Below are 26,152 nucleotides of genomic sequence, written 5' to 3' on the forward strand. Positions count from 1 at the left end.
GTGAAGGTTCAGAGAACCTGCTCCGGCACCTCGCGGATTCGACCGTGCTCATCAATGGCGACGTAGACGAACAGGCCCTCGGTCACCTTGCGTGGATTCTTGGCGGTGCGGTCAAGGGTCCACACTTCCACGCTGATTTTCATGGAACTACGGCCGATATCGACGAGTTCGCAGTAGCAACCTACCTGAGATCCTACTCGCAACGGTGACAAAAACTCCATCCGGTCCATGGCCACGGTGGCATTACGGCCCTGGGAAATCCGTCCGGCCATGGTATTGGCGGCGAGATCCATCTGTTTCACCAGCCAGCCGGCGAAGACATCGCCATTGGCATTGGTGTCTGAGGGGAGCGGGATAATCTGCAGGGTGAGTTCGCCACGGGGCGTGGGTTTGTCATCATCTAACGCTGTCATAGTACTGCCTTCTTGCGAGCCTGGAATTGTTTTAACACGCATGGTAGCGGGCTGGAGCGCCGCTGCAAGCAAATTTGAACATTCCAGACTATATTTCAGAAGCTGTAACAAAGTTGTCACAGAGTGCCATTAGTCTGCACACATCGGTAAAACACATCCGACACAACGTCCAAACCGAATAATGGAGACTTGACGTGATGAAACTGAACAAAGCACTCGCGACTGTAGCACTGGCCGGCTCCGTGGCCGCCATGTCTGCACCGGCCATGGCCCGTGACACCATCAGCATCGTGGGTTCCTCCACTGTTTATCCGTTCGCCACTGTTGTTGCCGAGCGCTTCGGCACCAAGACCGACTTCAGCACGCCCAAGCTGGAATCTACCGGTTCTGGCGGCGGTCTCAAGCTGTTCTGCCAGGGCATCGGTACCCAGCATCCGGATATCACCAACGCCTCGCGTCGGATGAAGACTTCTGAATTCGAACTGTGCCAGAGCAACGGCGTTACAGACATTACCGAGTTCCGCATCGGTTCTGACGGCATCGTGATCGCCAGCTCCAAGAACGCTGAAAACCTTGAGCTCACGCTTGAGCAGCTGTTCCTCGCCCTGGGTTCCAAAGTACCCGTCAACGGTGAGTGGGTAGCCAACCCCAACAAGAACTGGAGCGACGTTGACTCCAGCCTGCCGAACAAGCCGATCCGCGTAATGGGTCCGCCCCCGACTTCTGGCACCCGTGACTCATTCAACGAGCTGGCCCTGGCCGCCGGGTGTGATGAGCTGCCGGAAGCCGCTAACCTGGGCAAGGACGAGCATGCCTCTATTTGTGAAAGCGTTCGTGAAGACGGCGCCTTTATCGAAGCGGGTGAGAACGACAACCTGATCGTGCAGAAGCTGATTGGCGACACCGGCATGTACGGCGTATTCGGTTACAGCTTCCTGGAAGAAAACGCAGACCGTCTGCAAGCTGCAACCCTGAACGGCATGGTGCCGACTGCCGAAGCCATTGCTGCGGATGAGTACCCGGTGGCCCGCTCCCTGTTCTTCTATGTGAAGAAGGCCCACGTTGGTGTGGTTCCGGGTATCGCGGAATACGTTAGCGAGTTCACCAGCAACGCTGCCATGGGCCAGAACGGCTACCTGAAAGATGTTGGCCTGATCGTGCCGCCCCGTTCCGCGCTGATGGATCTGATGGACAAGGCAGAAAGCATGCCGAACCTGACCCTGGACGAGCTCAAGTAAGACCGCCGTCCGGTCAAGAATGGAGGTGCGGGTCTCGATGGAGACCCGCACCTTTTGCACGTTTGGACGATCCGGTGCCAGTGCAGAGCTGAATCTGTAAACTGTGCGCCAATCCGAAGTCGAATACAGGAATTTTCATGCAACCGGCTAATCTTTTATTACTGACTCTGGTGCTGGCGATCGTGGCCTATTGGCTCGGTTACGCTCGTTCCCGGTCGTTGGCGATGCCGCTGGGTGGGATCCGTCATCTCAAATCCCTTCCTTTTTACTATGGAGCCAGAGCGGCATTCTGGAGCGGCATTCCAGCCCTCCTCGTGCTTGGTTTATGGGCGGCATTCCAGGGCAAAGTCATCCAGCTGATTGTTATTGGTGGTCTGCCGGACGGCATGATTCCGGCAAGCGATGGTGAAGCGAGCCTGCTGTTGAGCAAAATCAGCAATGTGGCCAGTGGAGCCTTGCCTCCAGGCTTTGTTGAAGCCCCGATAGCCGAGGCTGCGGAGCGTTTGCAATCGCTGCGCACGCAGAGTCGGTTCCTCATGTCTGGTCTGGTTATCTCGGTTGCTGTGCTTGCGGGTTTTCTCGGGTGGTTGAGAATCCGGCCGCGCCTGAATGCCCGTGCCCAGGTTGAGTCCATTCTCAAATGGGTATTTTTCGCCTGCGCGGCCCTGGCTATATTGACTACCGTCGGAATCATTTTCTCGGTGGCGTTCGAGACCTTTCGTTTCTTTGGCAAGGTGCCCTTCACCGAATTTATCTTTGGTAGTCATTGGAGTCCCCAAACGGCACTCCGTGCTGATCAGGTGGCTTCCCAGGGTGCCTTCGGGATGATCCCCCTGTTTACAGGTACCCTGCTGATTTCTGCCATTGCCATGGTTGTGGCCGTGCCGGTGGGCTTGCTGTCGGCCATTTACCTGTCGGAATACGCCGGTAGAAAAGTGCGCGGGGTGGTCAAGCCATTGCTGGAAATGCTGGCCGGTATTCCCACCGTGGTTTACGGCTTCTTCGCCGCCCTGACTGTCGCGCCGTTTATCAGCGATGTGGCCGCCTCCATGGGTATCGAGGCGTCATCCCAGAGTGCCCTGGCCGCCGGTGCCGTTATGGGCATCATGATCATTCCGTTTGTGTCCTCCTTGTCGGATGACGTGATCAATGCCGTGCCACAGGCCATGCGTGATGGCTCTCTGGCGCTCGGAGCCACCCAGTCCGAGACCATGAAGAAGGTGATTTTCCCCGCTGCACTGCCCGGCATCATGGGCGGTATTCTGCTGGCGGTTTCCCGGGCTATCGGCGAGACCATGATCGTGGTTATGGCCGCAGGGCTGGCGGCCAACCTGACCGCCAATCCGCTGGAAACGGTTACCACCGTCACGGTGCAAATCGTGACCCTGCTCACCGGTGACCAGGAATTCGACAGCGCCAAGACGCTGGCGGCCTTCGCATTGGGCGCCATGCTCTTCCTGTCAACCCTGTTGCTCAACGTCATTGCACTGAAAATCGTACGCAAATATCGGGAACAGTATGACTGACCAACGTTCACAGGCGGAAATTGTCCGCCAGTCGCTCAAGCGCCGCTACCGTAAGGAACGCCGTTTCCGCGCCTACGGCATACTGGCTATCGCCATTGCCCTGGGGGCCCTGTTAATCCTGTTCACCGATATCATCGGCAAGGGTTATACCGGCTTCGTCAAAACCACCATCACCATGGATGTTCAGCTGGATGGTGAAATGATGTACCTGGATGATCCCACGGACGAGCGCCAGGTCAAGATGGCCGATTTTGTAGAGCCGTTGGTTCAGGCGCTGATCAAAGAGATCCCCGGAGCAACCGAGGATGACCGGAAACAGGTTCGCGAACTGATCAACCCCTACGCCTCGGTGACGCTCCGGGATGCCCTGAAGGCAAATCCCGAGTGGCTGGACACGACTCAGACCATGACATTTCTCACGCACACGGACGTGGATGTCTACGTCAAGCACGCAGGGGATGACGCCTACTCGATCAAGCTGAACGACCAGCAGAAAGTTTGGGTGGATGATCTGCTGGAGCGGGATGTTGTCGAGACATCTTTCAACGACGTGTTTTTCAGTGGTGGCGATTCCCGTGATCCGTCCAAGGCAGGTATTCTCGGCGCCATTGTCGGTTCCCTGCTGACAATGTTCGTTACCCTGATCCTGTCGTTCCCGATCGGTGTCGCTGCCGCGATCTATCTGGAGGAGTTTGCGCCCCAGAACAAGTTCACCGACTTCATTGAGGTCAACATCAATAACCTGGCGGCGGTGCCGTCCATCATCTTTGGTCTGCTTGGCCTCGCGGTGTTTATCAACCTGTTCGGGATGCCACGTTCGGTTCCTGTGGTTGGTGGTCTGGTTCTGACGTTGATGACGCTGCCGACCATCATCATTTCCAGCCGGGCCGCGATCAAAAGCGTACCGCCCTCGATCCGAGAGGCGGCGGAAGGTATCGGCGCCTCCAAGATGCAGGTGGTGTTGCATCATGTGCTGCCGCTGGCCATGCCGGGCATGCTCACCGGTTCCATCATCGGTATGGCCCAGGCCCTGGGTGAAACCGCGCCGCTGCTGCTGATCGGTATGGTGGCGTTCATTGTGGATGTGCCGGACGGGTTCTTCGATTCGGCCACGGTTCTGCCAGTTCAGGTCTTCCTGTGGGCGGGCAGCCCGGAGCTGGCCTTTATTGAGCGAGCGTCGGCAGCCATTATGGTGCTGTTGGCCTTCCTGATCAGTATGAACGCATTGGCCATCTGGATGCGTAAACGTCTCGAGCGCCGGTGGTAAGGAGAATCAAGATGAATAGTGTGAATACAACCATTGCCAGTGAAGTTACCCAACCGGATGAGGTCGCCGTGTCAGTTCAGGAATCAAAGCCCGCTGAAACCATCATTGAAGAGGGCAAAACCGTCGGTAAGCCGTTCTCGGACGACCCGAAGTTCAAGCTTCGTGATGTCGAAGTGTTCTACGGCGATGCCCCCGCGATCAAGAAGATCAGCCTCGATATTGGCCGCAACGAAGTCATTGCCTTCATCGGCCCATCCGGTTGCGGCAAATCCACCTTCCTGCGCTGCCTGAATCGCATGAACGACAGCATTGATATCTGTCGTGTGAAGGGTTCCCTGCAACTGGACGACCACGACATTTACGACCCCAAGCGGGATGTGGTGGAACTGCGGGCCAGGGTCGGTATGGTGTTTCAGAAGCCGAACCCCTTTCCCAAGTCCATCTACGACAACGTGGCTTACGGCCCCCGGATTCACGGCCTGGCCAACCGCAAGTCGGATCTGGACGAGATTGTTGAAAACAGCCTGCGCAAGGCCGGCCTCTGGGACGAGGCAAAGGATCGTCTGGATGCCAACGCAACCGGCATGTCCGGCGGCCAGCAGCAGCGTCTGTGTATCGCTCGCGCCATTGCCGTGAGCCCGGAAGTGGTGCTGATGGACGAGCCCTGCTCGGCGCTGGATCCTATCGCCACGGCTAAAGTGGAAGAGCTGATTGCAGAACTGTCCGAAAGCTACACGATCGTTATCGTGACCCACTCGATGCAGCAGGCGGCTCGGGTATCGCACCGCACAGCCTACTTCCACCTGGGGCACCTGGTGGAAGTGAACGAGACCAACAAGGTATTCACCTCGCCGGAACATGAGCTGACCGAGTCCTACATCACCGGCCGTTTCGGCTGATTCCGGACCTGAGGAATTTTGGAGAAGAACAGTATGCCTACGAAGAAGGACGAAGTTTACGGGGATCACATCTCCCACAAGTTCAATAATGAACTGATGGAGCTCAAGACCGAGTTCCTGAAAATGGGTGGCATGGTCGAATCCCAGGTCGAGAACGCCATTCAGGCCCTGGTGGATGGCGATGGTCATCTGGCCGACGAAATCCGTGCCAACGACAAGAAAGTTGACCGGATGGAAGTGGAAATCGACGAGGAAGCCACCCTGATCATTGCCCGTCGCCAGCCGACGGCACGGGACCTGCGTCTGGTGATCTCGGTGATCAAGATGGTGGCCGACCTGGAGCGGGTTGGTGACGAGGCCAAGAAGATCGCCAAGCTTGCGATCAAGCTGCAGGAAGAGGGCCAGGCCCCGCGCGGCTACGTGGAAGTGCGCCACATCGGCACCCACGTGCTCAGCATGCTCCACGATGCGCTGGATGCTTTTGCCCGTCTGGATTCGGAGCAGGCATTGCGGATCATGAAGGAAGACAAGCGCGTCGACGAGGAATATCAGGCCGCGGCCCGTACCCTGCTGACGTTCATGATGGAAGACACCCGCAACATCTCACGGTGCATGTCCGTGATGTGGGTGCTTCGTGCCCTGGAGCGGGTGGGTGATCACGCATGCAACATCGCCGAGAACGTGATCTTCATGGTCAAAGGCGAGGACGTTCGTCATACGCCTGTGGAAGAGGCTGAGAAGGTGGTCGGCCGCTGATTTTTTGGCTTGGGAGGAGGGCCGCCGTGTGGTGCGGCTTTCCGAGACACGCTCGAGCCGTCCATGGTCGCTTGGCTTTCGCCATCCATGGCGAAAGACAGTCCCGGAAAACCGCACCACACGACGGCCAGCCAGAGCCAGGAGTCGGTCTGCTAATTTGCCGCAATTGATCAATGAGTCCCGGCGGGCAATTGCACCCAGGTTCGAGCAAGTGGGCCGGTAATGCTGTTTGGGACTATCTTTCGCCAGGGATGGCGAAAGCTAAGCGCGCATGGATGCCTTGAGCGTGTCCCAAACAGCATTACCGGACCGCTTGCCGGCACCCAAGCCTAAAAAATCAGGCCTGCTTCATTTTGTCGGTATACGGCGGCCAGCCCAAAGGTTTGCCGGCAAGAACGTGCAGGTGAATGTGGAAAACCGTCTGCCCTGAATTCTCCCCGCAGTTCATGACAACCCGGTAGCCGTCGTCGGCAAAGCCCTTTTCTTTGGCAATCTTCGCTGCCACCAGATACAGATGCCCCACCAGCTCCCGATCATCTTCGGTGATGTCGTTGATGGTGGCGATGGCTTTCTTGGGGATGACCAGGAAATGAACCGGCGCCTGGGGGTTGATGTCGCTGAAGGCGAGGGCGATGTCGTCTTCGTAGAGGATGTCCGCGGGAATTTCCCGGTTGATGATCTTGGTGAAAATCGTCTCTGACATGGTGGCTCCTTTTCGCGTGTCCTTGGGATTGTTGTTTGGCTTTAAAGCTGACTAAGGCCCGGAATCCGGGAAGCTATCTGCCTGACCACGGCCGGCAGGTCCTCATCGATGCCCATGGCGTAGCGGGCCACCCGGTTGCGGGCGAAGGGCAGGGCGCGGGCGGCGCCGAGGCCGAGGTTGCGCAGCAGGTGCACGGGTGGAATCCGGTTGCTGAACAGATGGTAGAACACATCCATGGTCAGCATCATTCTGCGATTTGCCGGCCGGCGCTGTTGCTCGTAGAGGTTCAGCCACTTCGGATTTGCCAGATCATCTCCAGCGCGTTTGGCTTCTTTCAGAGCCGACTGTAACGCCAGCGCATCCTGGAAGCCCAGGTTGACGCCCTGTCCGGCCAGGGGGTTGATGGTGTGGGCTGAATCACCGGCCAGGACAACTCGTCCAGAGTGATAGTGTTTGGCGTGCTGGCGGGCGATGGGGAACGAGGCTTTGCTGTCGATGTGGGTCAGCAAGGGCAAACTCGCGGGAAACGACGACTGGATCTCGCTCATCAGGGTGCTGTCGTCCAGGGTTTTCAGGCGAGCGAGCTCCTCGGGCGAATCGTACCAGACCAGGGAGCCCCAGCTTTCACCGGGATGTTCCGGGCCGGCCCTGTGCAGGGGCAGAAAGGCCCTTGGGCCAGACGGGTGGAAGCCCTGCCAGGTAATGTCCTCAACCGGCCCCTGATAGCGCACGGAGATGACCATCGCCTGCTGGTCGTACTGGTTTCGGGTGGTGCCGATGCCGGCCAGGTTGCGGACTCTGGATTGGGCACCGTCGGCGCCGACCACCAGGTTTGCTACCAGCTCGAAGCCATCATCCAGGGTGACGGTGGCTGCATCGCCAGCTTGTTCCAGTGAGGCAACACCCTGGCCGTGGAACAGGGATACCTGAAGGCATTCCTCGGCGGTTTGCCAGAGCGCCTGCTGAGTCACCGAGTTCTCGACGATGTGTCCCAGGTGGTGGGCGCCCAGCTCGGTGGCGTCGAATTGGACCTCAGCCAGTTTTCGGGGCACCAGATTCTGCAGTGGATAGCGGGTTTCATCCCACACGGCCAGTCGCTTATAGGGCGTCGCGCGCATCCCGAGGATGTGGTCCCAGGCGCCCAGGCTCTGAAGATAGCGCTCACTGCCGGCGCTCAAGGCAGAAACCCGGATGTCCGGCGCGCTATCCGGATCAAAGATGGGGGGCGGAGCCCGGTCGACGAGGGCAACGCGGAAGCCACTCTGGCCGAGGCCAGTGGCGAGGGCAGCGCCGACCATGCCGGCACCAACTACGACAATATCAAAGACTTGAGTCATATCGGTTTCCTGTCTGATGCCCTCAGTTTACGCGATGACGGCAGCCAGACAAGAGACCGGGATCAAGCCGGGATGAAAACCCTCAATAGCCCGCCATGCCTGATACCCGCGGCTCGAGAGCGTCGTCAGGCCTGCGACGGTTCTTGATCAGCCAGGCGGGCTTCTGGGCACCCGGTTTGTTGAATCCCTGGTTCAGGACCATGGGTTGTACCAGGGCCAGGAAATCCGAGGTTTTCATATGTACCGATTCGCTGTGGCTGCCTGCGGCGAACGCCAGCTCGGGCTGCTCTGTCAGTGCTTCGGCGCAATAGACGGTCATTCCGAACAGGTTGCCAAAGGGGGGCATGGCGCCTACCTCGCAATCCGGGAATCGATCCTGGAATTCCTGCTCGTCAGCGAGGTCAAGAAAGTCGGTGTCGAGGATGCGGGATAACCTGTCCCAGCGGATTCGCCAGGTGGCCGGCATCACCAGCATCGCCATTTTGCCATCCAGCTCAATGATCACCGTTTTAACGACACGGTCGCCGGCAATCTTGACGTGGTGGGCGAGTTCCTGGGCGGTAAATGCAGGAGGGTGGGAGAGGCACATGTACTCCACACCTGCCTCATCGAGGAATTCCTTCAACTGCTGTACCGGCATAGTGACAACCTCCTACCAGCAATGACAGCGTTCCGGAGCCTGTGTTGATTGGATTGCCTGGCCCCGATGGCCTGGCGGGGTCGGTAAACCCCGCCATTAATGGTCAGCTTAGTTGAGGTTACGCAGTTTGCGAGTAACCGGATGTATCAATGAGAAACCGGTCGCGAATCTCAGTCGGTTTTAATCATATGCACATCGCGCTGGGGGAACGGAATGCTGATGCCCTCGGCGTCGAATGCTTTCTTCACTTTCTCATGCATGTCCCAGTAGAAGGGCCAGAGGTCACCGGACTTGGTCCAGGCCCGAACGGTCAGATCGACGGAGCTTTCGCCGAGGGCACCAACAACGATCAGCGGCTCGGGGTCTTTCAGTGCGCGCTCGTCTTCCTCAATGAGGCGCTTGCAGACGGCCTTGGCCTTGTCGATGTCATCCCCGTAGCCGATGCCGAAGCTCATGTCGCAGCGACGGGTTTCATAGGCGCTCAGGTTGGTCAGGCTGGCGTTGGCCAGTTGACCATTCGGGATCACAATCCGGCGGTTGTCGAAGGTGTCGACAATGGTGTAAAGAATCGAGATTTCCCGGACAGAGCCCAGATAGCCCTGGGCGTCGATCACGTCTCCAACCTTGAACGGCTTGAAAATCAGGATCAGTACGCCGCCGGCGAAATTGGCGAGACTGCCCTGCAGTGCCAGACCCACAGCCAGGCCGGCAGCACCGATAATGGCAATGAACGACGTGGTGGCGATTCCAACCATTGAGGCCACGGAGATCAGCAGCAGAATCTTGAGAATTGCGCTGATCAGGCCGCAAAGAAACCGGTTCAGTGTGGGGTCTTTTTTGCCCAGCTTGTTGTCGAGGACACCAACAAAACGATTGATCAGCCACATGCCCACAATTAATGTGACAATCGCCAGCACCACCTTGGGTGCGTAAGTCATGACCAGGGACATGGCCTGATTCATGAGTTCCGAGGCACCGCCTTCAGCGCCAAGTAGGTCTTCCATAAAGGACTCCTTGTTCGTTGGTATTTTTCATAAGTGTCGGATTAACGGACAAAATCCTGCAACAACGTGATTCGTCTACTTCTCTATATAGCAGACAAATGTCAGTGGTGTGTACTGCAGGCGCAATATTCAGTCAGGGCCTTACGCAACCGAGCTCGTGTTGGCCCAATCGAGAATGGTCTCGGGGCCTCCGCGGACAAGAATCCGGCCTTCTTTCTTGCCCAGTTGGTAGTCATACATGGGGTCGTAATAGTCCTGGAGTAGCGACTGGATCCAGGCGTTGTGGGCAGCGGTCTCTCCGGTGGCTTCCTGCTGCACGAGTGCCTGTTCCATCAGGCCGCGCAGCTGCTGGTGCCGTTCCCCGCCCAGGCGCTTGCGAATGCGGTCAATGGCGCTCAACAGGTAGTCCCGGAAATTCAGCCAGCCTGCTTCGGCGCCGTCCCGATCCACATAATCCGCAAACATTCCCTCGACATAGTCCTCGCGGATGATGGCAATGCGCTCCTCCATGGGTTGCTCAAGGATCAGCAGCGGTGACTCGGCCATGCGATTCTTTAGGGATTCGGGCAGGGCGCAACGTCCCACCAGGCGGCTTTCATCTTCCAGGTAAACCGGGCCCCCTTTGAAATGATGGGCTTTGAGCATGGCGACGGCCAGCCGGTTCTCGAAATCGATCTGTGAAGGCTGGGGTGTCACCTGTCGCCCGAAACTGGAACCCCGGTGGTTGGCCAGGCCTTCAAGATCCACCGGATTCGGCAGCTGTTGTAGAACCCGGGTTTTGCCGGTTCCGGTGCGCCCGCTGAGAATATGGAACTCGCCGGCTTCGATCTGCGCTTCCAGGCTGTCGATCAGGAATCGGCGCAATGCCTTGTAGCCGCCTTTCACCAGCGGGTAGTCAATGCCGGCATCCCGGATCCACTGCTGGGTGAGCCGAGAGCGCAGGCCACCCCGAAAACAGAACAGGTAGCCGTTCGGGTGGCGGGCGACAAAACGTTTCCAGGCTTCAATGCGCTGGGCCTTGATGTCACCGGACACCAGCTGGTGCCCCAGTTCAATCGCCTTGTCCTGGCCTTTTTCCTTGTAACAGATGCCGACCCGATGGCGCTCCTCATCGGTCATCAGGGGCGCGTTTTCGGTATTCGGAAAGCTGCCACGGCTGAACTCCACCGGTGCCCGGACGTCCATCAGCGGCACATCGTTCAGGAATAGGGAAAGGTAGTCGTCGGTGTCGGGTCTGCTTGCCATTTCAGCGGTAAACCAGTTGTCAGATGGAGGCGGCAGTATAGCGGAAATGGGGTTTTTCTGCTTGTCGCCGCCTGTTTCCCGGACTGGTCACGGGTACAATAACGCCTTCGTGAAAACCGAGGTTGGGTACCCCATGTCAGTGGACAGTCTGAATCAGCACCTGCGCAAAACCCTCTCCCGTGGCCGGGTGGCCGTTTCCCGTCCTGCCGGCTGTGAGCGCATTGCCTTGTACCTCTTTGACCCAACCGTGCTCGAAGGGCCGTTATCGCACGACGAGGCTCAGGCGGTGGTTGCCGAACCTGCCTACTGGTCTTTCTGCTGGGCCAGCGGCCAGGTGCTGGCCAACTGGATTCTGGACAATCCTTATTGGGTTGAAGGCAGGCGCGTCCTGGATTTTGGCTCCGGATCCGGAATCGTCGCTGTCGCGGCGGCAATGGCCGGAGCAAGGCAAGCCATCGCCTGTGACATTGATCCGGCAGCGCTGGACGCGGCCAATGCGAATGCGGCTCTCAATGGTGTTTCCGTTGGCCTTTGCCGTGACTGGGCAGCCCGACCGAGGGATCTGGATGTCGTGACGGCGGCGGATGTGCTCTACGATCCGGAAAACCGGCCGTTGCTCGGCGTTTTCCGCGAGGCGGCACCCCGGGTGCTACTGGCGGATTCGCGGATAAAGGTGTTGGGTGAAAGTGCCTATCACCGCCAGACAACGATTGAGGCGCGGACCTGGCCGGATCTTAACGAATTCGAGGAGTTCAATCAGGTTCGTATCTACCTGGCCGACAATAACCAGTGATGCACTGGAGGGGGTGAGAAAAAAGAGGGTATAAAAAATAAAGGGCAACCATACGGTTACCCTTTCTCGGAACAGGTCGGCGCATCCTTGCGCATTGGGCAACAGCCGTGTTGCGAGATCCTTGAGCCACTCCGTGGTGCCGGCATCCGAGCCGGCTATCCGAATAGTTATCCCTTAAGCGAGGCGTCCTTGTGTCCTTACCTCTCCCTGCAGTCCGTGCCGGGGTGCATCCAGTGCGTCGTCCTTTTCCCTGTCATCCTTGACGACAACAATATACCAACTGGATTCTGACAAACGTGTGAACTGTGCACGCGTCGAAAGAGATGTCAGTTTGGGTGTATCCAATAAAATAAAGTTATCAGTGAGTTAGCTTTTCTCTAAAGAGTTTCTGGAACTCCCGCGCACGCAACGTAACTGCAAGATCTCACGCCTTTGTGAGAGATATCTCACAGCGATTCTGGCGAATTTCGCAAATCCGGTTTTCCGGCGTTTCGGATGCCAGGCCAGGGAAGAAGTCCGATGGCAATGCCTGCGCCGTCCGCAGCCAGATCGGCCAGGGAAAATTCCCGATAGGGCAGGGTTGCCTGGATAAGCTCAATGCCAAGACCAAAGCCCAGCAAGGCCGGTGCAAACCAGATTGCCCGGAGCTCCGGCCAGGCCAAGCGGGTCAGGATGGTGAGCTCAAGGAAGGCGATCAGGTGATTCACCTTATCGTTCGACGATGAGGGTATGGGGTGAGGGCTGTCGGTTGTCGCAAGAAACCCGATGGCCAACACGGAAACCACAAAGGCTGCCTGCCAGAGGGGACGATATTGCAGCAGGCTGGTCAGTTGTTGTTTCAATGTATCCATCGGGGAAGTCACTGAGCGTTCTCGGGCTGTGGGAATGTTGCCAACATGATATGCTTTGCGCCCCGTCATTGTCATTGAAGCGGAGGTCCTGCCAGCTATGCTCAAGGGTAATTTTTTTCGTGGACTGGGCTACCTGGGTGAGGGTTTCCGCCTGATTCGTCAGCCCGGTCTTCGGCTGTTCGTCATCATTCCACTGGTTATCAATATTCTGCTCTTCGGATTGCTTTTCTTCTTTATGGGAGAGCTGTTCGCAGGCCTGATCGCCGCCGCGATGTCGTGGTTACCGGACTGGGCGTGGCTTCAGGCACTGGATTGGCTGTTCTGGATTCTGTATGGCGCGGTCATCGTACTGATGCTCGCCTACGGCTTTGTGATCGTAGCCAATCTGATTGGTTCCCCTTTCTACGGTTATCTTGCCGAGTTGACGGAAAAGCATCTGACCGGTCAGGAGGTGAACACCGACGACAGCTGGGCTGCCATCATCAAGGACATTCCCCGCGCACTCTGGCGCGAGGTTCAGAAAATTCTGTATTACCTGCCGCGGGCCATCGGTCTGCTTATTATCGGCCTGATACCGGTTGTTAACCTGGTTGCCGCCGTTCTCTGGTTTCTTTTCAACAGCTGGATGATGGCCCTGCAATATGTGGACTATCCCGCAGACAACCATAAGGTCAGTTTCCCGGCCTTGCGGCGGTTGCTGGGTGACACGCGGTTGTCTGCCTTCGGGTTTGGCCTGCCGGTTGCGTTGGCTGCCATGGTGCCGGTGCTGAACTTGTTTGTGGTGCCGGCGGCGGTGTGCGGGGCAACGGCTTACTGGGTGCGTGAGAACGGCGCCACAAGAACTTAATTGGTCTGGAGGTTTCTTGGATACATCGGAATTTGTTATTGGTCAGCGTTGGGTCAGCCACAGTGATACCGGCCTGGGGCTCGGGATCGTCACGGATATCTCCGGGCGCCGGGTGACCCTCGGGTTTCCCGCCGCCGATGAGGAGCGCACCTACGCGATTGATAACGCCCCGCTGTCCCGCATCATCTATCAGTTGGGGGAAGAGATTGAGACCTTCGGTGGCGAGCGGTACACCGTCCGTGCGGTTGAGGACAGGGGCGGTGTGCTCATGTATCACGGGGACGACGGCACCGATCTGCACGAAATTTCCGAGGTGAAACTCGCCGGGTCCGTGAATTTTTCAGCACCGCACCAGCGGCTGTTCGCGGGCCAGTTCGATCGCAACGGCGCTTTTCGGCTGAGGTTTGCCACGCTTCAGCACATGAACCGGCTGCGGGCGTCCCCCGCCCAGGGGCTGATCGGCGCTCGCACCCAACACCTGCCGCACCAGATCTACATTGCCCATGAAGTTGCCCGGCGGCATGCGCCACGGGTGCTCCTGGCCGATGAAGTCGGCCTCGGCAAAACCATCGAGGCGGGGCTGATCCTCCACTACCAGTTGCACACCGGCCGGGCAAAACGTGCCCTGATCGTGGTGCCGGATTCCCTCACCCATCAATGGCTGGTGGAAATGCTTCGCCGCTTCAATCTGCGATTCTCCATAGTGGATCAGGGTCGTTACGATGCTCTGAAAGAGCAGGAAAGCGACGTTGATGCGCTGGTTAACCATATTTTTGGCGATGAAGATGCGGTTAACCCCTTCGAGAACGAGCAGTTGGTGCTCTGCAGTCTCGACTTTCTGAAGCAAAGCCAGAAGGCGCAGGACGATGCCCTCAAGGCTGACTGGGACCTGATGATTGTGGATGAGGCCCATCATCTTGCGTGGAGCCCTGAAGAGGTCAGCCCGGAATACCGGATCGTTGAGGAACTGTCGGCGGTCAGCCGCGGCCTGCTGTTGCTGACAGCAACGCCCGAGCAGGTGGGTATCGCCAGTCACTTTGCCCGCCTGCGGCTTCTCGATCCGGCCCGTTTCCATGATCTGGAAACCTTCCGCAAAGAAGAGCAGCAGTACGAAGCCATCAACAGTGTCGTCCGACGGCTACAGGATGAAGATTCCGATATCAGCGAGGGCGATCAGAAACTGCTGCGGGAATGGTTGGGTGAAGAGCTGGGCCAGTTGCTTGCCGGTGACAATCCGCGACAATCGGTGATCGATGCCCTGCTGGACCGGCATGGTACCGGTCGCGTGCTGTTCCGTAATACCCGAGCGGCCATCCAGGGATTTCCCGAGCGCCGTCCCGTTTCTGAGCCATTGCCGTGCCCGGCCATGTACGAAGGGCAGGCCTCGGGTATTCAGGGGTTGACCCCGGAGCAACTGGTGCCCGAGGAGCAGTGGCTGGCGGACGATCCCCGGGTTGAATGGCTTGAGAAAAAGCTGGTTGGCCTGCGCCCGGCCAAAGTGGTGGTTATCTGTGCCAGTGCCCAGACCGCCATGGCCCTCGAGCATTACCTCCAGCTGCGGGCCGGTATCCGCAGTGCTGCTTTCCATGAACATTTGAGCCTGATCGAGCGTGATCGTGCCGCCGCCTATTTCGCCGACACGGAGCAGGGTGCCCAGGCGCTGATCTGCTCTGAAATCGGCAGCGAAGGCCGCAATTTCCAGTTTGCCCATCACCTCGTGCTGTTCGATCTGCCCGCAAACCCGGACTTGCTCGAGCAGCGCATCGGGCGACTGGACCGGATCGGTCAGACAGAAGCGATTGATATCCACGTGCCCTATCTGCGTGGCACCAGTCAGGAGGTGCAGTTCCGCTGGTTCCACGAGGGCCTGAACGCCTTTGCCGAAAGCTGCGCCGTGGGCGTTGCGGTTCAGGAAACGGTGCAGGCCCAGTGGCAGCAGGCTATTGATGGCGACCTTGATGTGGCTGATGGGCTGGTCAAAGCCTCCGCGGATGAAGCAAAGCGCCTGAAAACGCTGCTGCAGGCTGGCCGCGATGCCCTGATCGAGCTGAATTCCTGCCGCCCTGAGGTGGCAGAGGATCTGATCGCCGCCATCGAAGACGAAGAATCCGAGGCCCGGGTTCGGGATTACATGATGGAAGCTTTTGACATCCTCGGTGTGGATGTCGAAGACCATGCCGATCACTCCGACATTCTGCGACCCGGCGAGCAATACCAGGCCGGCCATGTCGCCGAATTGCCGGAAGACGGGATCACCGTGACCTGGGACCGACAGAATGCCCTCGAGCGGGAAGACCTGGCCTTCATGAGCTGGGAGCACCCGATGGTTACCGGGGTGATGGACTCGGTGACCAGTTCCGGCCTTGGCAAGGCTGCCCTTTCCAGTCTTTCGGTAAAGGCCCTGCCGCCCGGAACACTGTTGATGGAGGCCCTGTTTACCGTGCACTGCCCGGCACCGGAAGCTCTCCAGCTAACCCGTTACCTGCCGGTCTCGCCACTTCGGCTGCTGGTGGACGTGAATGGCAAGGAACTCTCGGGAGCGTTGCCCCACGACCGGCTTAACGAGATGTGCTCGAATATCCGGCGGCGCACGGCCCAGGCAATCGTTCCGCAGATCCGGCCGCAGGTCGAAACCATGGTAGATCACGTGGAGCGGTTGTCGGAGCCTCATCTGGAGCCCCTGAAGTCACAGGCGCTTGAGCAGTTGGAGGCCAGTTTCGAACCGGAAATCCGGCGGCTGGAAGCATTGCAAAAGGTGAATCCGGCAATTCGTGAGGAAGAAATCGACTTTTTCCGCGATCAGTTCGAGGCGGCAAAAGACGCCATCGGGCACGCCAGCCTGGCGTTGGAAGGCATTCGTGTGATCGTGACCGCATAATGCGAGGTGTGATCCCCGTAACTGGCTGACTATGCGGCATTTGCTGGTCAGCCCTCATCTGATGCGGTACCGTAAACGTAACGGTTTATAGTCTTCGACATTCCCGAACCATGGATGACAGAGAGAACCTATGATGACTTTCATACTGTTTATAGTGGCACTGGCTGGCCTGCTGATTGTGATGCGGCGCGAGTCCGGTGCAACCTCCGCGATCGGCGTGATGGCCATTACCGGCCTGCTGTCGCTGATTTTTGCCTCTGGTTGGCTGGCCCTGGTTTTGTTTGTTGGTGCCGCTGTAACCGCTGCCGCGGGCCTGCCCGGGTTTCGCCAAAGCTGGCTGACACCCCGCATTTTTGCGATGTTCAAGAAAGTCGCACCGAAGGTTTCCGATACAGAGAAGGTGGCACTCGAAGCAGGGACCGTCGGCTGGGACGGCGAACTGTTCACTGGTCGGCCTGACTGGCACAACCTGCTGATAAACCGTAATACGGGCCTGAGCGAGGAAGAGCAGGCCTTTGTCGACAACCAGTGCGTCCAGGCGATTTCCATGTGTAACACCTGGGACGTGGCGGTTGAGCGGGCTGATCTGCCCAAAGAACTGTGGGACTTCCTCAAGAAGGAAGGCTTTTTCGGGATGATCATTCCCAAGGAATACGGCGGTCTCGAATTCTCTGCCAAGGCGCAGTCTGCAGTTCTGCAAAAACTGGCGTCCAATGAGTCGCTCATGGTGTCTGTGGGCGTGCCCAATTCCCTCGGTCCTGGCGAGTTGCTCGTCAAGTACGGCACCGAGGAACAGAAAAACCATTACCTGCCAAGGCTTGCTGACGGTCGTGAAATTCCATGTTTCGGTCTGACTGGACCAAGGGCTGGTTCGGATGCTACGTCGCTTCCGGATACCGGTATCGTTTGCAAGCAGAAAGTCGATGGCAAGGAAGTTGTTGGTATCCGGCTCAATTTTGAGAAGCGCTGGATCACCCTGGCGCCCATCGCCACGGTTGTTGGTCTTGCCTTCCGCATGTTTGACCCGGACGGGCTCCTGGGCGAAACAGAAGACTATGGTATTACCTGCGCACTGATCCCCAGGAACACCAAAGGCATGGAAATCGGCCGTCGTCATTGCCCGATTGGTAGCCCGTTCCTGAATGGCCCGATCAAGGGTAAGGACGTCTTCATTCCGCTGGACTACATCATCGGTGGCGTGGATATGGCCGGTCAGGGCTGGCGTATGCTGGTTGAGTGCCTCTCGGTAGGTCGCTGCATCACCTTGCCGTCCGGTGCGGCCGGGGCCGCTGCGTCTGCCGTTGGCACCGCTGGTGGTTTCACCCGTATCCGCCGTCAGTTCAATACGCCGGTGGCTGATATGGAAGGTGTGCAGGAGCCGCTGGCCCGAATCGCCGCCAAGACCTATATCTCCCAGGCAGCTGTAAACCACACTGCCAATATGATTGATAAAGGTGAGAAGCCGGCAGTGCCGTCTGCAATCCTTAAATACCACCTTACCGAGTTCCAGCGCGGTGTATTGACCGATGCCATGGACGTTCACGGTGGCAAGACCGTGACACTCGGCCCGCGCAACTACCTGGGCATAGGCTACAGTGGTGCTGCTGTTTCGATCACTGTTGAGGGTGCCAACATCATGACCCGCAGCCTGATGATCTTCGGTCAGGGCGCCATTCGCTGCCATCCTTATGTGCTCAAGGAACTGGCGGCCAAGGACAACGATGATATCAACGCGTTTGACGATGCTTTCTTCGGCCACGCCGGCCTGATTTTCGGCAATGCCGCCCGCGCCTTCACCCAGGCTCTGGGTCTTGGTCGGGCAGACGTGCCGTTTGACAGTTCCAGTCGCAAGTACGCGCAGGCTGTTGCCCGCTTCAGCGCGGCCTTTGGGCTGTGCTCCGATGCGGCGATGACAACACTGGGTAGCGAACTGAAAATGCGGGAGCTTATCTCTGCACGACTGGGGGATATGCTGTCCAACCTGTACCTCGCTTCCATGGTGCTCAAGAACTGGCACGAGACTCAGCCGGTAGAGGGTGAGAAGGAAGTAATGGAGTACAGTCTGGGCTTGCTGCTGCATCGCACTGAAAACGCCCTGGACGAGTTCCTCCAGAACCTGCCGAATCGCGCCGTTGCGCTGGTTCTGCGCGGCGTTACGATGCCGCTCGGCCGGCGTTGGGGCAGCCCGCAGGATGACCTTGCACGCAAATTGGCTCGTGCAATATCCACCGACACGCCTATCCGCAATAAGCTGATTGCCAGTGTCTGGCATACCAATGGCGAGGGCACCGTGGAGAATCCGGTAGCTCGCTACAACGGTCTGCTGAAGGATTATGACAAGGCAGAGCAGCTTTACCGGAAAGCGACCAAGGCCTACGCCAAGGGTGAATTGCCGATGACCGCCTTGCATCCGGAAGAGCGGTTTGAGGCGGCCCTGAAGGCTGGTATCTATACCAAGGAAGAGGCCGATTTCATGCGCCAGTATGAGACCGTTGTACTCGAGATGCTGACGGTCGATGACTTCCCGTTTGATGAGTTTGCGCGCAACAAGGAGACGGTGATTGATCACAACCCTGCCTGACAGGAGACAGCCCTGACATGTGGTTGTCGTTCGTTGCCGTGAGTGTTGGCGCCGTTATCGGCGCCAACCTTCGTTGGGCTCTGGGGTTGTGGCTGAACACGACATACCATGCCGTTCCCTACGGAACGTTGGTTGCCAATCTCAGTGGTGGTTGGCTGATCGGGCTGCTGATCGGTTACTTCAGTCATGGCACCACACTGGCACCGGAATGGCGACTCTTTGCCATAACCGGATTGTGCGGTGCCCTGACCACCTTTTCGACATTTTCACTCGAGATGTTTGCTGCAATCCAGGACGGCAAGTGGGCCATGGCCATCACCGGTATTCTTGCCCATGTTGTCGGCTCCATCCTTATGACTGCACTGGGAATTTACACCTTTGGCCTGGTGAAGGGCTGATGGGTACCACTACCTACATATTTTCTTGAAAATGCCCTTGGCAAGCCTCGGATTCAGGAGTAGAGTTGAAGTTGTAGGAAAGATTCAGTAAAGCATTTCATGAATAAGACGTACTCCGCAGTTAGTAGTGACCGTCCTGTTTTTGATTCCGCGAGTTCTGTATTTCCGTAAAACGTCGACCTTGCACCACGAAGGTGTGTGGCGGCAGATAATATGATTGATTTCAGGAAGTTTAAGTATGTCTACTACTACCGGTACTGTTAAGTTCTTCAACGAAGCAAAAGGCTTTGGCTTTATCACTCGTGAAGGCGGCCCGGACGTTTTTGTTCACTACAGCGCTATTCAGGGCAGCGGTTTCAAAACTCTGGCAGAAGGCCAGCAGGTTGAGTTCACCGTTACCCAGGGCCAGAAAGGTCCTCAGGCGGAGAACGTTGTTGCCCTGTAATCCCTGATGGATTCGGCAATAACCGCCAAAAAGGCAGCTTCGGCTGCCTTTTTTAATGGCTGAAAAACGCCTGGCAAGGTGGCACGCTTTTGTCATTTTCCCATCATTGTGTAATCTTTACCGACCTGCTGCTCGTTTAACCGGAAGTCGAGATCTCCAGGAATCATTACATGCTCCGACTGCTCAAGGCCGCCTGGATCCTGTTCTGGGCCATACTGCTCACCCTGATTCTGTTCTTTCCGATTGTCATTGCAGCCCTTTTCGGGAAGCGAGGGGACGCAGCGTTCCGCGGCACCCAGATCTATGCATGGATTATCCTGAAAGTTTGCGGTATCCGGCTCAAGGTGCGTGGCAGGGAAAACATCCAGCCCGGTCAGCGTTATGTGATTCTGAGCAACCATACCTCCTATTTTGATCCCCCGGCACTGGTGCTCGCCCTTGGTCTGCAATATCGATGGGTGATCAAGAAGGAATTGCGCAAGGTGCCTCTGTTCGGATTGGCACTGGAGACCTCCCGGAACCTGTTTATCGACCGGTCCAAGGGCACCGATGCGCTGGAGAGCATCAAGAGCGGTGTTCAACAGCTTCCCAGTGGCACCAGCATACTGATTTTTCCGGAGGGTACCCGCTCGTGGGATGGCAAGTTGCTGCCCTTCAAGAAGGGTGGTTTTGTTATCGCCAAAGACGGTGAGCTTCCGATCCTTCCCGTAACTATCTGCGGTTCTCACCAGCGTTTGCCGAAGGGCACTGCGGCGTTCGGGCGTGGTGATATTGAAATCGTCATCCACCCTCCGATGGCGTCCGGGGCGTTGCCGCTGGATGATCTGATGACAGACGTTCGCAACAGCATTGCATCGTCCCTCTGAAACAAAAGAACCCGGCCGTCGGACCGGGTTCCGGTGGTCAGCTCACGGTGTTACCGGGCGAAAATAGCCTCGTAGAAACGCATGGTTCCCTCCCAGGAGCGGGCGGCGGCCTCTGCGTCATAACCTATCGGCATGCCGAACTCCTCGGCGACCCTGTCAGCGCCAGGATTGGTGAATGAGTGCAGCACGCCGGGGAAGCTCACCAGGGTGAGATCAACTTCTGCGTCCTGCATCTCCTTCACGAGGCCGGCGACCTGGTCTGAGGGAACCATCTTGTCTGCACCACCGGTATACACCTGAACCCTGGCCTTCACTGTTCCTGCTTCGGCGGTTAGGGGGCTGCCAAGCGCACCGTGGTAGCTGACGACGCCATCCAGATCCACACCCATACGTGCCATGTTCAGAACAACCGCGCCGCCGAAGCAGTAGCCTTGTGCAGCGATGCGGGAAGCATCAACGCTTTCATGGTTTTGCAGAATCTCCATCGCCTTCATGAAGCGCGCCTTGACGCGCTGCATGTCCTTGGTCGCTTCCTGCATGAACTTCTGGGCGGTGTCAGGGTGGTCTGCTTGCTTGCCAGAACCATACATATCCAGGGCAAACGCGGTGTAGCCGGCAGCGGCAAGCCGCTCTGCCTGCTCCCGGGCGAATTCGTTGTGGCCCCACCACTCATGGACCACCAGAACGCCCGGGCGCTTCTCTTCGAATTCGTCATCCCAGGCCATATAGCCGGTAAAGGTGGTTTCACCGACCTTGTATTCAACGGTCTTGGTTTGCATCTCTGCCAGTACCTGTGTGCTTGCCAGAGTGAGTGACAGGGCTGCGGCGGTCGCCGCTGTTTTCACGGTTGTCATGATCTGTCCTGCTCCATGTGGGTCGAATTGTCTTATCAATCCAGTATAGGACCTTTTGACTACACTACAGTCAGACACTCGCAAATCCCGAATGATCTGGAGGTTGTGTATGAAAATCGGTGTGCCCAGGGAGATCAAGAACCGCGAATACCGGGTAGGCATGACACCCGCTGCCGTTCACGAGCTGTGCGGCCACAATCATGACGTGTTTGTGGAGACCGGAGCTGGCCTCGCCATCGGCTTTTCCGACGAGGATTATCGGCAGGCCGGGGCGCGAATTCTTGAGACTGCCAGGAAGGTTTTCGATACGGCAGAGTTAATCGTCAAGGTAAAGGAGCCCCAGGCCGAAGAGCGGGCCATGCTGAAGCCGGAACACACGCTTTTCACCTATCTGCATCTGGCCCCGGACAAAGCGCAGACGGACGACCTGGTGAAGTCCGGCGCTACCTGCATTGCCTATGAGACAGTGACCGACCATGGAGGGCATTTGCCCCTGCTAGCGCCGATGTCGGAAGTCGCCGGGCGCATGTCGATCCAGGCCGGTGCCCATTGCCTGGAGAAAGCCATGGGCGGTCGCGGCGTGCTATTGGGCGGCGTACCCGGTGTCAGTCCGGCGCGGGTAGCGGTCGTTGGTGGCGGAGTTGTCGGCCAGAATGCGATTGCCATGGCGGTTGGGTTGGGTGCTCAGGTCACGGTTCTGGACCGCAACATGGACGTACTCAGACACCTGGACCATCTCTACGGCAACCGCATAATAACCCTGTTTTCAACGGCCCAGACTCTCGATCAGGCGGTGACGGAATCCGATCTTGTCATCGGCAGTGTGCTCATCCCGGGGGCCTCAGCGCCCAAGCTGATTACCCGCGACATGATCCGCCGGATGCCGGAGGGAAGCGTCATCGTGGATGTTGCCATTGATCAGGGTGGCTGTGCCGAAACTTCCCGGGCCACGACGCACGACGACCCCACGTATATTGTTGATGGTGTGGTACATTACTGCGTGGCGAATATGCCGGGTGCCGTTGCGCGTACGTCTACTCTGGCGCTGAATAACGTCACCTTGCCTTTTGTGGCGGCCCTGGCCAATAAGGGTCCGGATCGGGCGATGAAGGAAGATCAACACCTCAGGGCCGGGCTGAACGTGGCCGCTGGCAAGGTGACCTACAGGGAAGTGGCAGAAGCGACCGGGCACCCATACACCAACCCTGAATCCCTGTTGGGATCCTGAGTGTGAAATCCTCGGAGAAACCATGAAACTGATCGGATCCACTACTTCACCTTACGTTCGGCGCATTCGTATCCTGCTGGATGAAGAACCCTATGAGTTCGTCAATCTCAATATCTATGGTGAAGGCCGGGACGAGCTGCGGCGTAACAATCCGACCCTGAAAATTCCGGTACTCGAAGACGGTGGCAAGGAGATCTATGATTCCCGGATTATCGCCCGTTACATCAGTGCCAAACAGGGCCGCGATCCGCTGACCTGGGACCAGGAAAACCAGCTGACCATGATCGACGGCGCCAATGACTCGGCGGTCACCATGCTGCTCTCGGAGAAGTCCGGAATCGATACCGGCGATGACCTGATGTTCTACAACCTTCAGCGTGAACGCATCATGACGACCTTGCGCACGCTGTCGGCAATGGCGGAAGAGGGTCAGTTCGAGGAATGGAATTATCCGGCCATCTGTCTGTACTGCCTGGTGGACTGGCTGGATTTCAGGGATCTGGTGGACTTTTCCGGTGTGGAGAGCCTGTTGTCCTTCCGCGACAGCCACAGGGATTACCCGTGGGTTGCCGAGACCGATCCCCGCAATTCCTGATTCCGGGCGGCCGGCAATCGCCGGCCGCTTCCTCCAGCAAAAACTGAAAAAAACTTGTCCCGTCATCCTGCGTCATTTTGCTTTCGCAATCGCTGTTCTTGACTATAGTTAAGGTTAAGGAACAGCGTCTGATCTGCCGGTTACCGCGTTCCGTACGTATAAATACCAACAATAGAAGAGAGAGGGGGTCATCCATGCTCCTGTCACATGCGTTCGGTCTCTTTACCCATCCTGATGAAGAGTGGGCTTCCATACGAAAAGAACATGAAACTCCGCGCCGGGTTTATGTAACCTATGTGCTCATTCTGGCCGCGATAGCTCCGATTTGCGCCTACATATCGACGGCCTATTTCGGTTGGACGGTCGGTAATGAGCGGCTGATCAAGTTAACCGAGATCAGTGCAATGCAGCTCAGCGTGCTCACCTATCTGGCGATGCTCGTCGGCGTCTTCGCGCTGGGTTACGCCATCAACTGGATGGCAAGAACCTACGGCGCCAAGGAAGAACACGTGCCCTCAAACGGCATTGCCCTCGCAGCCTATTCCTGCACGCCCCTGTTTCTGGCGGGATTTGCCCTGCTGTACCCGGTGCCCTGGTTCAACGCTGCAGTGTTCCTCGCTGCTGCCTGTTACGGAGCCTATCTGATGTATGACGGGTTACCGATAGTCATGGGTATCGAGAAGGAGCGGGCCGTCATGTACGCCGGTGCGTTACTGACTGTGGCTCTGGTGATCCTGGTATCCACTCGGGTCGGGTCAGTCATTATCTGGAATATGGGAGTCGGGCCGGTATTCATCAGCGGATAGACCGGGTTTAAACGGGCCGCAAAAGGGGAGCCACTGGCTCCCCTTTTTTTATGGTTTCTGGTCCTCGCGGACGACTTGTCGTGATTTGCCATCCCCCTGTCGCAAATTGGCAATGCGTTCTTCACCAAGCCCGACTAGCTTCTTCATCTGGAGTAGAAACGGCGAAGGGTAGAGAAAGCCGAGACTACAAGGGACGAACACAGGGGAAGACATAACAATGAAACGACTGACACGACGGGATTTTCTGAAGGCATCAGCCATGGGTATGGGGGCCGTGGTGATTTCGACTGGCCTCGCAGGCTGTGTACTGGACAGCTCCGACAAGCGAACAATCAGTTTTACCCATGGAGTGGCCAGCGGCGACCCGCTTGCTGATGGTGTTATGCTCTGGACCAGGGCTGCGCCGGCGACCGGTTCGGCACCTGTCGGTGTCGCCTGGGAGGTGTCGACGGATGAGGGTTTCGAGAACCTAGTGCACTCCGGCACTGCAGAGGCCACTGAAGCCCATGACTTCACCGTCAAGGTGGATGTCCGCGGCCTGGCACCGGGGCAGAGCTACTATTACCGCTTTCAGACGACCGATCGGCAGTCACCGGTGGGCGTAACCCGTACCTTACCGGAAGGCGGTATCGAATCAGTGCGCCTGGCCGTGGTCTCCTGCGCGAATTATCCGGCCGGTTATTTCAACGTCTACCGGGAAATCAGTAAACAGAATGACCTGGATGCCGTGGTGCATCTGGGCGACTACATCTACGAATACAGCTCCGACAGCAGCAGTTATGCGGCACAGGATGCCCAGGCTCTGGGGAGGACCTTTTCTGAGGACAACAATCTTGAGCTGATTGAACTGGTGGACTATCGCAGACGTTACGCTGCATATCGGGCAGACCCGGATCTCCAGTCCCTGCATGCGAGAGTGCCGTTCATTGTGGTGTGGGACGACCACGAGGTGGCGAACGACGCCTGGGAAGAGGGAGCTGAAAACCACAACGAGGGCGAGGGCGATTTCACCCAGCGTAAGCTCAATGCCCTCAAGGCCTATTTTGAATGGATGCCGATCCGTCCTGTGTTCGAGGGCAGCGACGAGGCCATTTTCCGGACCCTCCGGTTCGGCAATCTGGTGGACCTGCACATGCTGGATACCCGCATTATCGGGCGCGACCAGCAACTGGACTACATGGACTACTTCACGGGAGAAGGGCTTGATGCCGTCCGCTTTACTGAGGATGTTGGCAGTCAGAACCGCACCCTGCTGGGCGCAGAGCAGCTGCTCTGGCTGCAGTCTTCCCTGAACTATTCCACCGCAACATGGCAGGTGTTGGGGCAGCAGGTACTGATGGGCCGAATGAATCTGCCTGCGGAGCTGTTGGTGGCCATTGCAACTGAGCAGTTTGACGGTCTGCCGGAAAAACTGGCGGAACTGGCCCAGCTCAAAGGCCGGGAGCTCCAGGGGGATCCGTCCCTGACTCCAGAGGAACTGGCACGCATCAACACGGTTGCCCCCTACAATCTCGACGCCTGGGATGGCTACCAATATGAACGGGAAGTGGTTCTGGGAACGGCCAAGGCGCTGAACAAGAACCTGGTTGTGCTGGCGGGGGATACCCATAACGCCTGGGCCAACAATCTGAAAGACATCCAGGGCGACCAGATTGGCGTGGAGTTCGCTACAGCGTCGGTTACATCACCCGGCCTGGAGGAGTATCTGGGCATTCCGGATGACATGATTCAGGGCGCGGAACAGGCCATTGGTCTGCTGGTGGATGACCTGGATTACCTGAACGTGAATCAGCGTGGCTACATGCTGGTGACCTTTACGCCGGAAGAAGCCCGGGCAGACTGGTATTTCGTGGACACCATCAAGTCAAAGGATTATCAGATCGACGCGAGCCGCACCGCTTCCCGGCGGGTATTGCCCGGTCCCGGAAATCGTACGGTGCAGGACACAAGCATAGGATAAGAAGTCCGACCGGTCCCCTGAC

General features: G+C 57.7%; 24 protein-coding genes. 16 read left to right on the forward strand and 8 right to left on the reverse strand.

What is annotated here, in order from left to right; translation table 11 throughout:
• Positions 1–8: 8 nt before the first annotated feature.
• Positions 9–413, reverse strand: a complete 405-nt coding sequence (locus ACWJ62_RS09765) for an acyl-CoA thioesterase (RefSeq protein WP_349519647.1) — start codon at positions 411–413, stop codon at positions 9–11.
• A gap of 197 nt (positions 414–610) precedes the next feature.
• Between ACWJ62_RS09765 and ACWJ62_RS09770 the strand changes: the two genes are divergently transcribed.
• The 5 genes from ACWJ62_RS09770 to phoU all read left to right on the forward strand — a co-directional run bounded on the left by ACWJ62_RS09770 (position 611) and on the right by phoU (position 6,099).
• Positions 611–1,651, forward strand: coding sequence for a substrate-binding domain-containing protein (locus ACWJ62_RS09770; protein ID WP_449286003.1), 1,041 nt, complete (start codon positions 611–613; stop codon positions 1,649–1,651).
• 137 nt (positions 1,652–1,788) lie between these two features.
• Positions 1,789–3,177 (forward strand): phosphate ABC transporter permease subunit PstC, encoded by a 1,389-nt coding sequence (gene pstC, locus ACWJ62_RS09775; protein WP_449286004.1) that lies wholly within the window; start codon positions 1,789–1,791, stop codon positions 3,175–3,177.
• Positions 3,170–4,444 carry a phosphate ABC transporter permease PstA gene (pstA, locus tag ACWJ62_RS09780; protein WP_449286005.1) on the forward strand — a complete coding sequence of 425 codons (1,275 nt, stop codon included), beginning with the start codon at positions 3,170–3,172 and terminating at the stop codon, positions 4,442–4,444. The genes pstC and pstA overlap by 8 nt, the downstream gene beginning before the upstream one ends.
• 11 nt (positions 4,445–4,455) lie before the next feature.
• Positions 4,456–5,343 (forward strand): phosphate ABC transporter ATP-binding protein PstB, encoded by an 888-nt coding sequence (gene pstB / locus ACWJ62_RS09785; protein ID WP_449286006.1) that lies wholly within the window; start codon positions 4,456–4,458, stop codon positions 5,341–5,343.
• Positions 5,344–5,376: 33 nt separating this feature from the next.
• Positions 5,377–6,099, forward strand: a complete 723-nt coding sequence (gene phoU, locus ACWJ62_RS09790; RefSeq protein ID WP_088558819.1) for a phosphate signaling complex protein PhoU — start codon at positions 5,377–5,379, stop codon at positions 6,097–6,099.
• 337 nt (positions 6,100–6,436) lie between these two features.
• Here phoU and ACWJ62_RS09795 read toward each other — a convergent pair whose 3' ends face one another.
• The 5 genes from ACWJ62_RS09795 to mnmH all read right to left on the reverse strand — a co-directional run bounded on the left by ACWJ62_RS09795 (position 6,437) and on the right by mnmH (position 11,028).
• A complete protein-coding gene (locus ACWJ62_RS09795) occupies positions 6,437–6,802 on the reverse strand; it encodes a histidine triad nucleotide-binding protein (protein WP_104321148.1) in 366 nt (121 codons plus the stop codon).
• A 41-nt stretch (positions 6,803–6,843) separates the two neighbouring features.
• A complete protein-coding gene (locus ACWJ62_RS09800; RefSeq protein WP_449286007.1) occupies positions 6,844–8,139 on the reverse strand; it encodes an FAD-dependent monooxygenase in 1,296 nt (431 codons plus the stop codon).
• Positions 8,140–8,221: 82 nt separating this feature from the next.
• Positions 8,222–8,779, reverse strand: a complete 558-nt coding sequence (locus ACWJ62_RS09805; protein WP_449286008.1) for an aminoacyl-tRNA deacylase — start codon at positions 8,777–8,779, stop codon at positions 8,222–8,224.
• 170 nt (positions 8,780–8,949) lie between these two features.
• Positions 8,950–9,783 (reverse strand): mechanosensitive ion channel family protein, encoded by an 834-nt coding sequence (locus ACWJ62_RS09810; RefSeq protein ID WP_449286009.1) that lies wholly within the window; start codon positions 9,781–9,783, stop codon positions 8,950–8,952.
• Between the two features lie 141 nt (positions 9,784–9,924).
• Positions 9,925–11,028, reverse strand: coding sequence for a tRNA 2-selenouridine(34) synthase MnmH (gene mnmH / locus ACWJ62_RS09815; RefSeq protein WP_449286010.1), 1,104 nt, complete (start codon positions 11,026–11,028; stop codon positions 9,925–9,927).
• Between the two features lie 133 nt (positions 11,029–11,161).
• Between mnmH and ACWJ62_RS09820 the strand changes: the two genes are divergently transcribed.
• Positions 11,162–11,821 (forward strand): class I SAM-dependent methyltransferase, encoded by a 660-nt coding sequence (locus ACWJ62_RS09820; protein WP_449286011.1) that lies wholly within the window; start codon positions 11,162–11,164, stop codon positions 11,819–11,821.
• A gap of 446 nt (positions 11,822–12,267) precedes the next feature.
• Here the strand turns inward: ACWJ62_RS09820 and ACWJ62_RS09825 are convergent, their stop codons facing one another.
• The gene (locus ACWJ62_RS09825; RefSeq protein ID WP_449286012.1) at positions 12,268–12,672 is read right to left on the reverse strand and encodes a VanZ family protein; all 405 of its coding nucleotides are present in this window, start codon (positions 12,670–12,672) and stop codon (positions 12,268–12,270) included.
• Positions 12,673–12,769: 97 nt separating this feature from the next.
• Here ACWJ62_RS09825 and cysZ point away from each other — a divergent pair, with 97 nt between their 5' ends.
• The 6 genes from cysZ to ACWJ62_RS09855 all read left to right on the forward strand — a co-directional run bounded on the left by cysZ (position 12,770) and on the right by ACWJ62_RS09855 (position 20,687).
• Entirely contained in the window at positions 12,770–13,519 is a 750-nt protein-coding gene (gene cysZ / locus ACWJ62_RS09830; RefSeq protein WP_449286013.1) for a sulfate transporter CysZ, read from the forward strand.
• Between the two features lie 16 nt (positions 13,520–13,535).
• Positions 13,536–16,397 (forward strand): RNA polymerase-associated protein RapA, encoded by a 2,862-nt coding sequence (gene rapA, locus ACWJ62_RS09835; RefSeq protein ID WP_449286014.1) that lies wholly within the window; start codon positions 13,536–13,538, stop codon positions 16,395–16,397.
• 130 nt (positions 16,398–16,527) lie between these two features.
• Positions 16,528–18,978 carry an acyl-CoA dehydrogenase gene (locus ACWJ62_RS09840; protein ID WP_449286015.1) on the forward strand — a complete coding sequence of 817 codons (2,451 nt, stop codon included), beginning with the start codon at positions 16,528–16,530 and terminating at the stop codon, positions 18,976–18,978.
• 17 nt (positions 18,979–18,995) lie between these two features.
• Positions 18,996–19,376: a fluoride efflux transporter CrcB gene (gene crcB / locus ACWJ62_RS09845; RefSeq protein WP_008172952.1), complete on the forward strand. Its 381-nt coding sequence runs from the start codon at positions 18,996–18,998 to the stop codon at positions 19,374–19,376.
• Between the two features lie 238 nt (positions 19,377–19,614).
• Positions 19,615–19,821: a cold-shock protein gene (locus ACWJ62_RS09850; protein WP_008172950.1), complete on the forward strand. Its 207-nt coding sequence runs from the start codon at positions 19,615–19,617 to the stop codon at positions 19,819–19,821.
• A gap of 170 nt (positions 19,822–19,991) precedes the next feature.
• A complete protein-coding gene (locus tag ACWJ62_RS09855) occupies positions 19,992–20,687 on the forward strand; it encodes a lysophospholipid acyltransferase family protein (protein ID WP_449286016.1) in 696 nt (231 codons plus the stop codon).
• A gap of 50 nt (positions 20,688–20,737) precedes the next feature.
• Here the strand turns inward: ACWJ62_RS09855 and ACWJ62_RS09860 are convergent, their stop codons facing one another.
• Entirely contained in the window at positions 20,738–21,541 is an 804-nt protein-coding gene (locus tag ACWJ62_RS09860) for a dienelactone hydrolase family protein (RefSeq protein ID WP_449286017.1), read from the reverse strand.
• Positions 21,542–21,650: 109 nt separating this feature from the next.
• On the opposite strand from ACWJ62_RS09860, the gene ald reads away from it, so the two are divergent.
• The 4 genes from ald (at position 21,651) to ACWJ62_RS09880 (ending at position 26,130) form a co-directional block, all read left to right on the forward strand.
• Positions 21,651–22,769: an alanine dehydrogenase gene (gene ald, locus ACWJ62_RS09865; protein ID WP_449286018.1), complete on the forward strand. Its 1,119-nt coding sequence runs from the start codon at positions 21,651–21,653 to the stop codon at positions 22,767–22,769.
• Positions 22,770–22,791: 22 nt separating this feature from the next.
• Positions 22,792–23,364 (forward strand): glutathione S-transferase family protein, encoded by a 573-nt coding sequence (locus ACWJ62_RS09870; protein WP_449286019.1) that lies wholly within the window; start codon positions 22,792–22,794, stop codon positions 23,362–23,364.
• Between the two features lie 194 nt (positions 23,365–23,558).
• Entirely contained in the window at positions 23,559–24,170 is a 612-nt protein-coding gene (locus ACWJ62_RS09875) for a Yip1 family protein (protein WP_449286020.1), read from the forward strand.
• Between the two features lie 217 nt (positions 24,171–24,387).
• A complete protein-coding gene (locus ACWJ62_RS09880) occupies positions 24,388–26,130 on the forward strand; it encodes an alkaline phosphatase D family protein (protein ID WP_449286021.1) in 1,743 nt (580 codons plus the stop codon).
• Positions 26,131–26,152: the final 22 nt, after the last annotated feature.

Source organism: Marinobacter sp. PE14 (assembly GCF_053566155.1).

Coding starts and splice junctions, on each gene's coding strand:
- ACWJ62_RS09765 (WP_349519647.1), bottom strand. CDS start 413: ATGACAGCGTTAGATGATGACAAACCCACGCCCCGTGGCGAACTCACC.
- ACWJ62_RS09770 (WP_449286003.1), top strand. CDS start 611: ATGAAACTGAACAAAGCACTCGCGACTGTAGCACTGGCCGGCTCCGTG.
- pstC (WP_449286004.1), top strand. CDS start 1,789: ATGCAACCGGCTAATCTTTTATTACTGACTCTGGTGCTGGCGATCGTG.
- pstA (WP_449286005.1), top strand. CDS start 3,170: ATGACTGACCAACGTTCACAGGCGGAAATTGTCCGCCAGTCGCTCAAG.
- pstB (WP_449286006.1), top strand. CDS start 4,456: ATGAATAGTGTGAATACAACCATTGCCAGTGAAGTTACCCAACCGGAT.
- phoU (WP_088558819.1), top strand. CDS start 5,377: ATGCCTACGAAGAAGGACGAAGTTTACGGGGATCACATCTCCCACAAG.
- ACWJ62_RS09795 (WP_104321148.1), bottom strand. CDS start 6,802: ATGTCAGAGACGATTTTCACCAAGATCATCAACCGGGAAATTCCCGCG.
- ACWJ62_RS09800 (WP_449286007.1), bottom strand. CDS start 8,139: ATGACTCAAGTCTTTGATATTGTCGTAGTTGGTGCCGGCATGGTCGGC.
- ACWJ62_RS09805 (WP_449286008.1), bottom strand. CDS start 8,779: ATGCCGGTACAGCAGTTGAAGGAATTCCTCGATGAGGCAGGTGTGGAG.
- ACWJ62_RS09810 (WP_449286009.1), bottom strand. CDS start 9,783: ATGGAAGACCTACTTGGCGCTGAAGGCGGTGCCTCGGAACTCATGAAT.
- mnmH (WP_449286010.1), bottom strand. CDS start 11,028: ATGGCAAGCAGACCCGACACCGACGACTACCTTTCCCTATTCCTGAAC.
- ACWJ62_RS09820 (WP_449286011.1), top strand. CDS start 11,162: ATGTCAGTGGACAGTCTGAATCAGCACCTGCGCAAAACCCTCTCCCGT.
- ACWJ62_RS09825 (WP_449286012.1), bottom strand. CDS start 12,672: ATGGATACATTGAAACAACAACTGACCAGCCTGCTGCAATATCGTCCC.
- cysZ (WP_449286013.1), top strand. CDS start 12,770: ATGCTCAAGGGTAATTTTTTTCGTGGACTGGGCTACCTGGGTGAGGGT.
- ACWJ62_RS09840 (WP_449286015.1), top strand. CDS start 16,528: ATGATGACTTTCATACTGTTTATAGTGGCACTGGCTGGCCTGCTGATT.
- crcB (WP_008172952.1), top strand. CDS start 18,996: ATGTGGTTGTCGTTCGTTGCCGTGAGTGTTGGCGCCGTTATCGGCGCC.
- ACWJ62_RS09850 (WP_008172950.1), top strand. CDS start 19,615: ATGTCTACTACTACCGGTACTGTTAAGTTCTTCAACGAAGCAAAAGGC.
- ACWJ62_RS09855 (WP_449286016.1), top strand. CDS start 19,992: ATGCTCCGACTGCTCAAGGCCGCCTGGATCCTGTTCTGGGCCATACTG.
- ACWJ62_RS09860 (WP_449286017.1), bottom strand. CDS start 21,541: ATGACAACCGTGAAAACAGCGGCGACCGCCGCAGCCCTGTCACTCACT.
- ald (WP_449286018.1), top strand. CDS start 21,651: ATGAAAATCGGTGTGCCCAGGGAGATCAAGAACCGCGAATACCGGGTA.
- ACWJ62_RS09870 (WP_449286019.1), top strand. CDS start 22,792: ATGAAACTGATCGGATCCACTACTTCACCTTACGTTCGGCGCATTCGT.
- ACWJ62_RS09875 (WP_449286020.1), top strand. CDS start 23,559: ATGCTCCTGTCACATGCGTTCGGTCTCTTTACCCATCCTGATGAAGAG.
- ACWJ62_RS09880 (WP_449286021.1), top strand. CDS start 24,388: ATGAAACGACTGACACGACGGGATTTTCTGAAGGCATCAGCCATGGGT.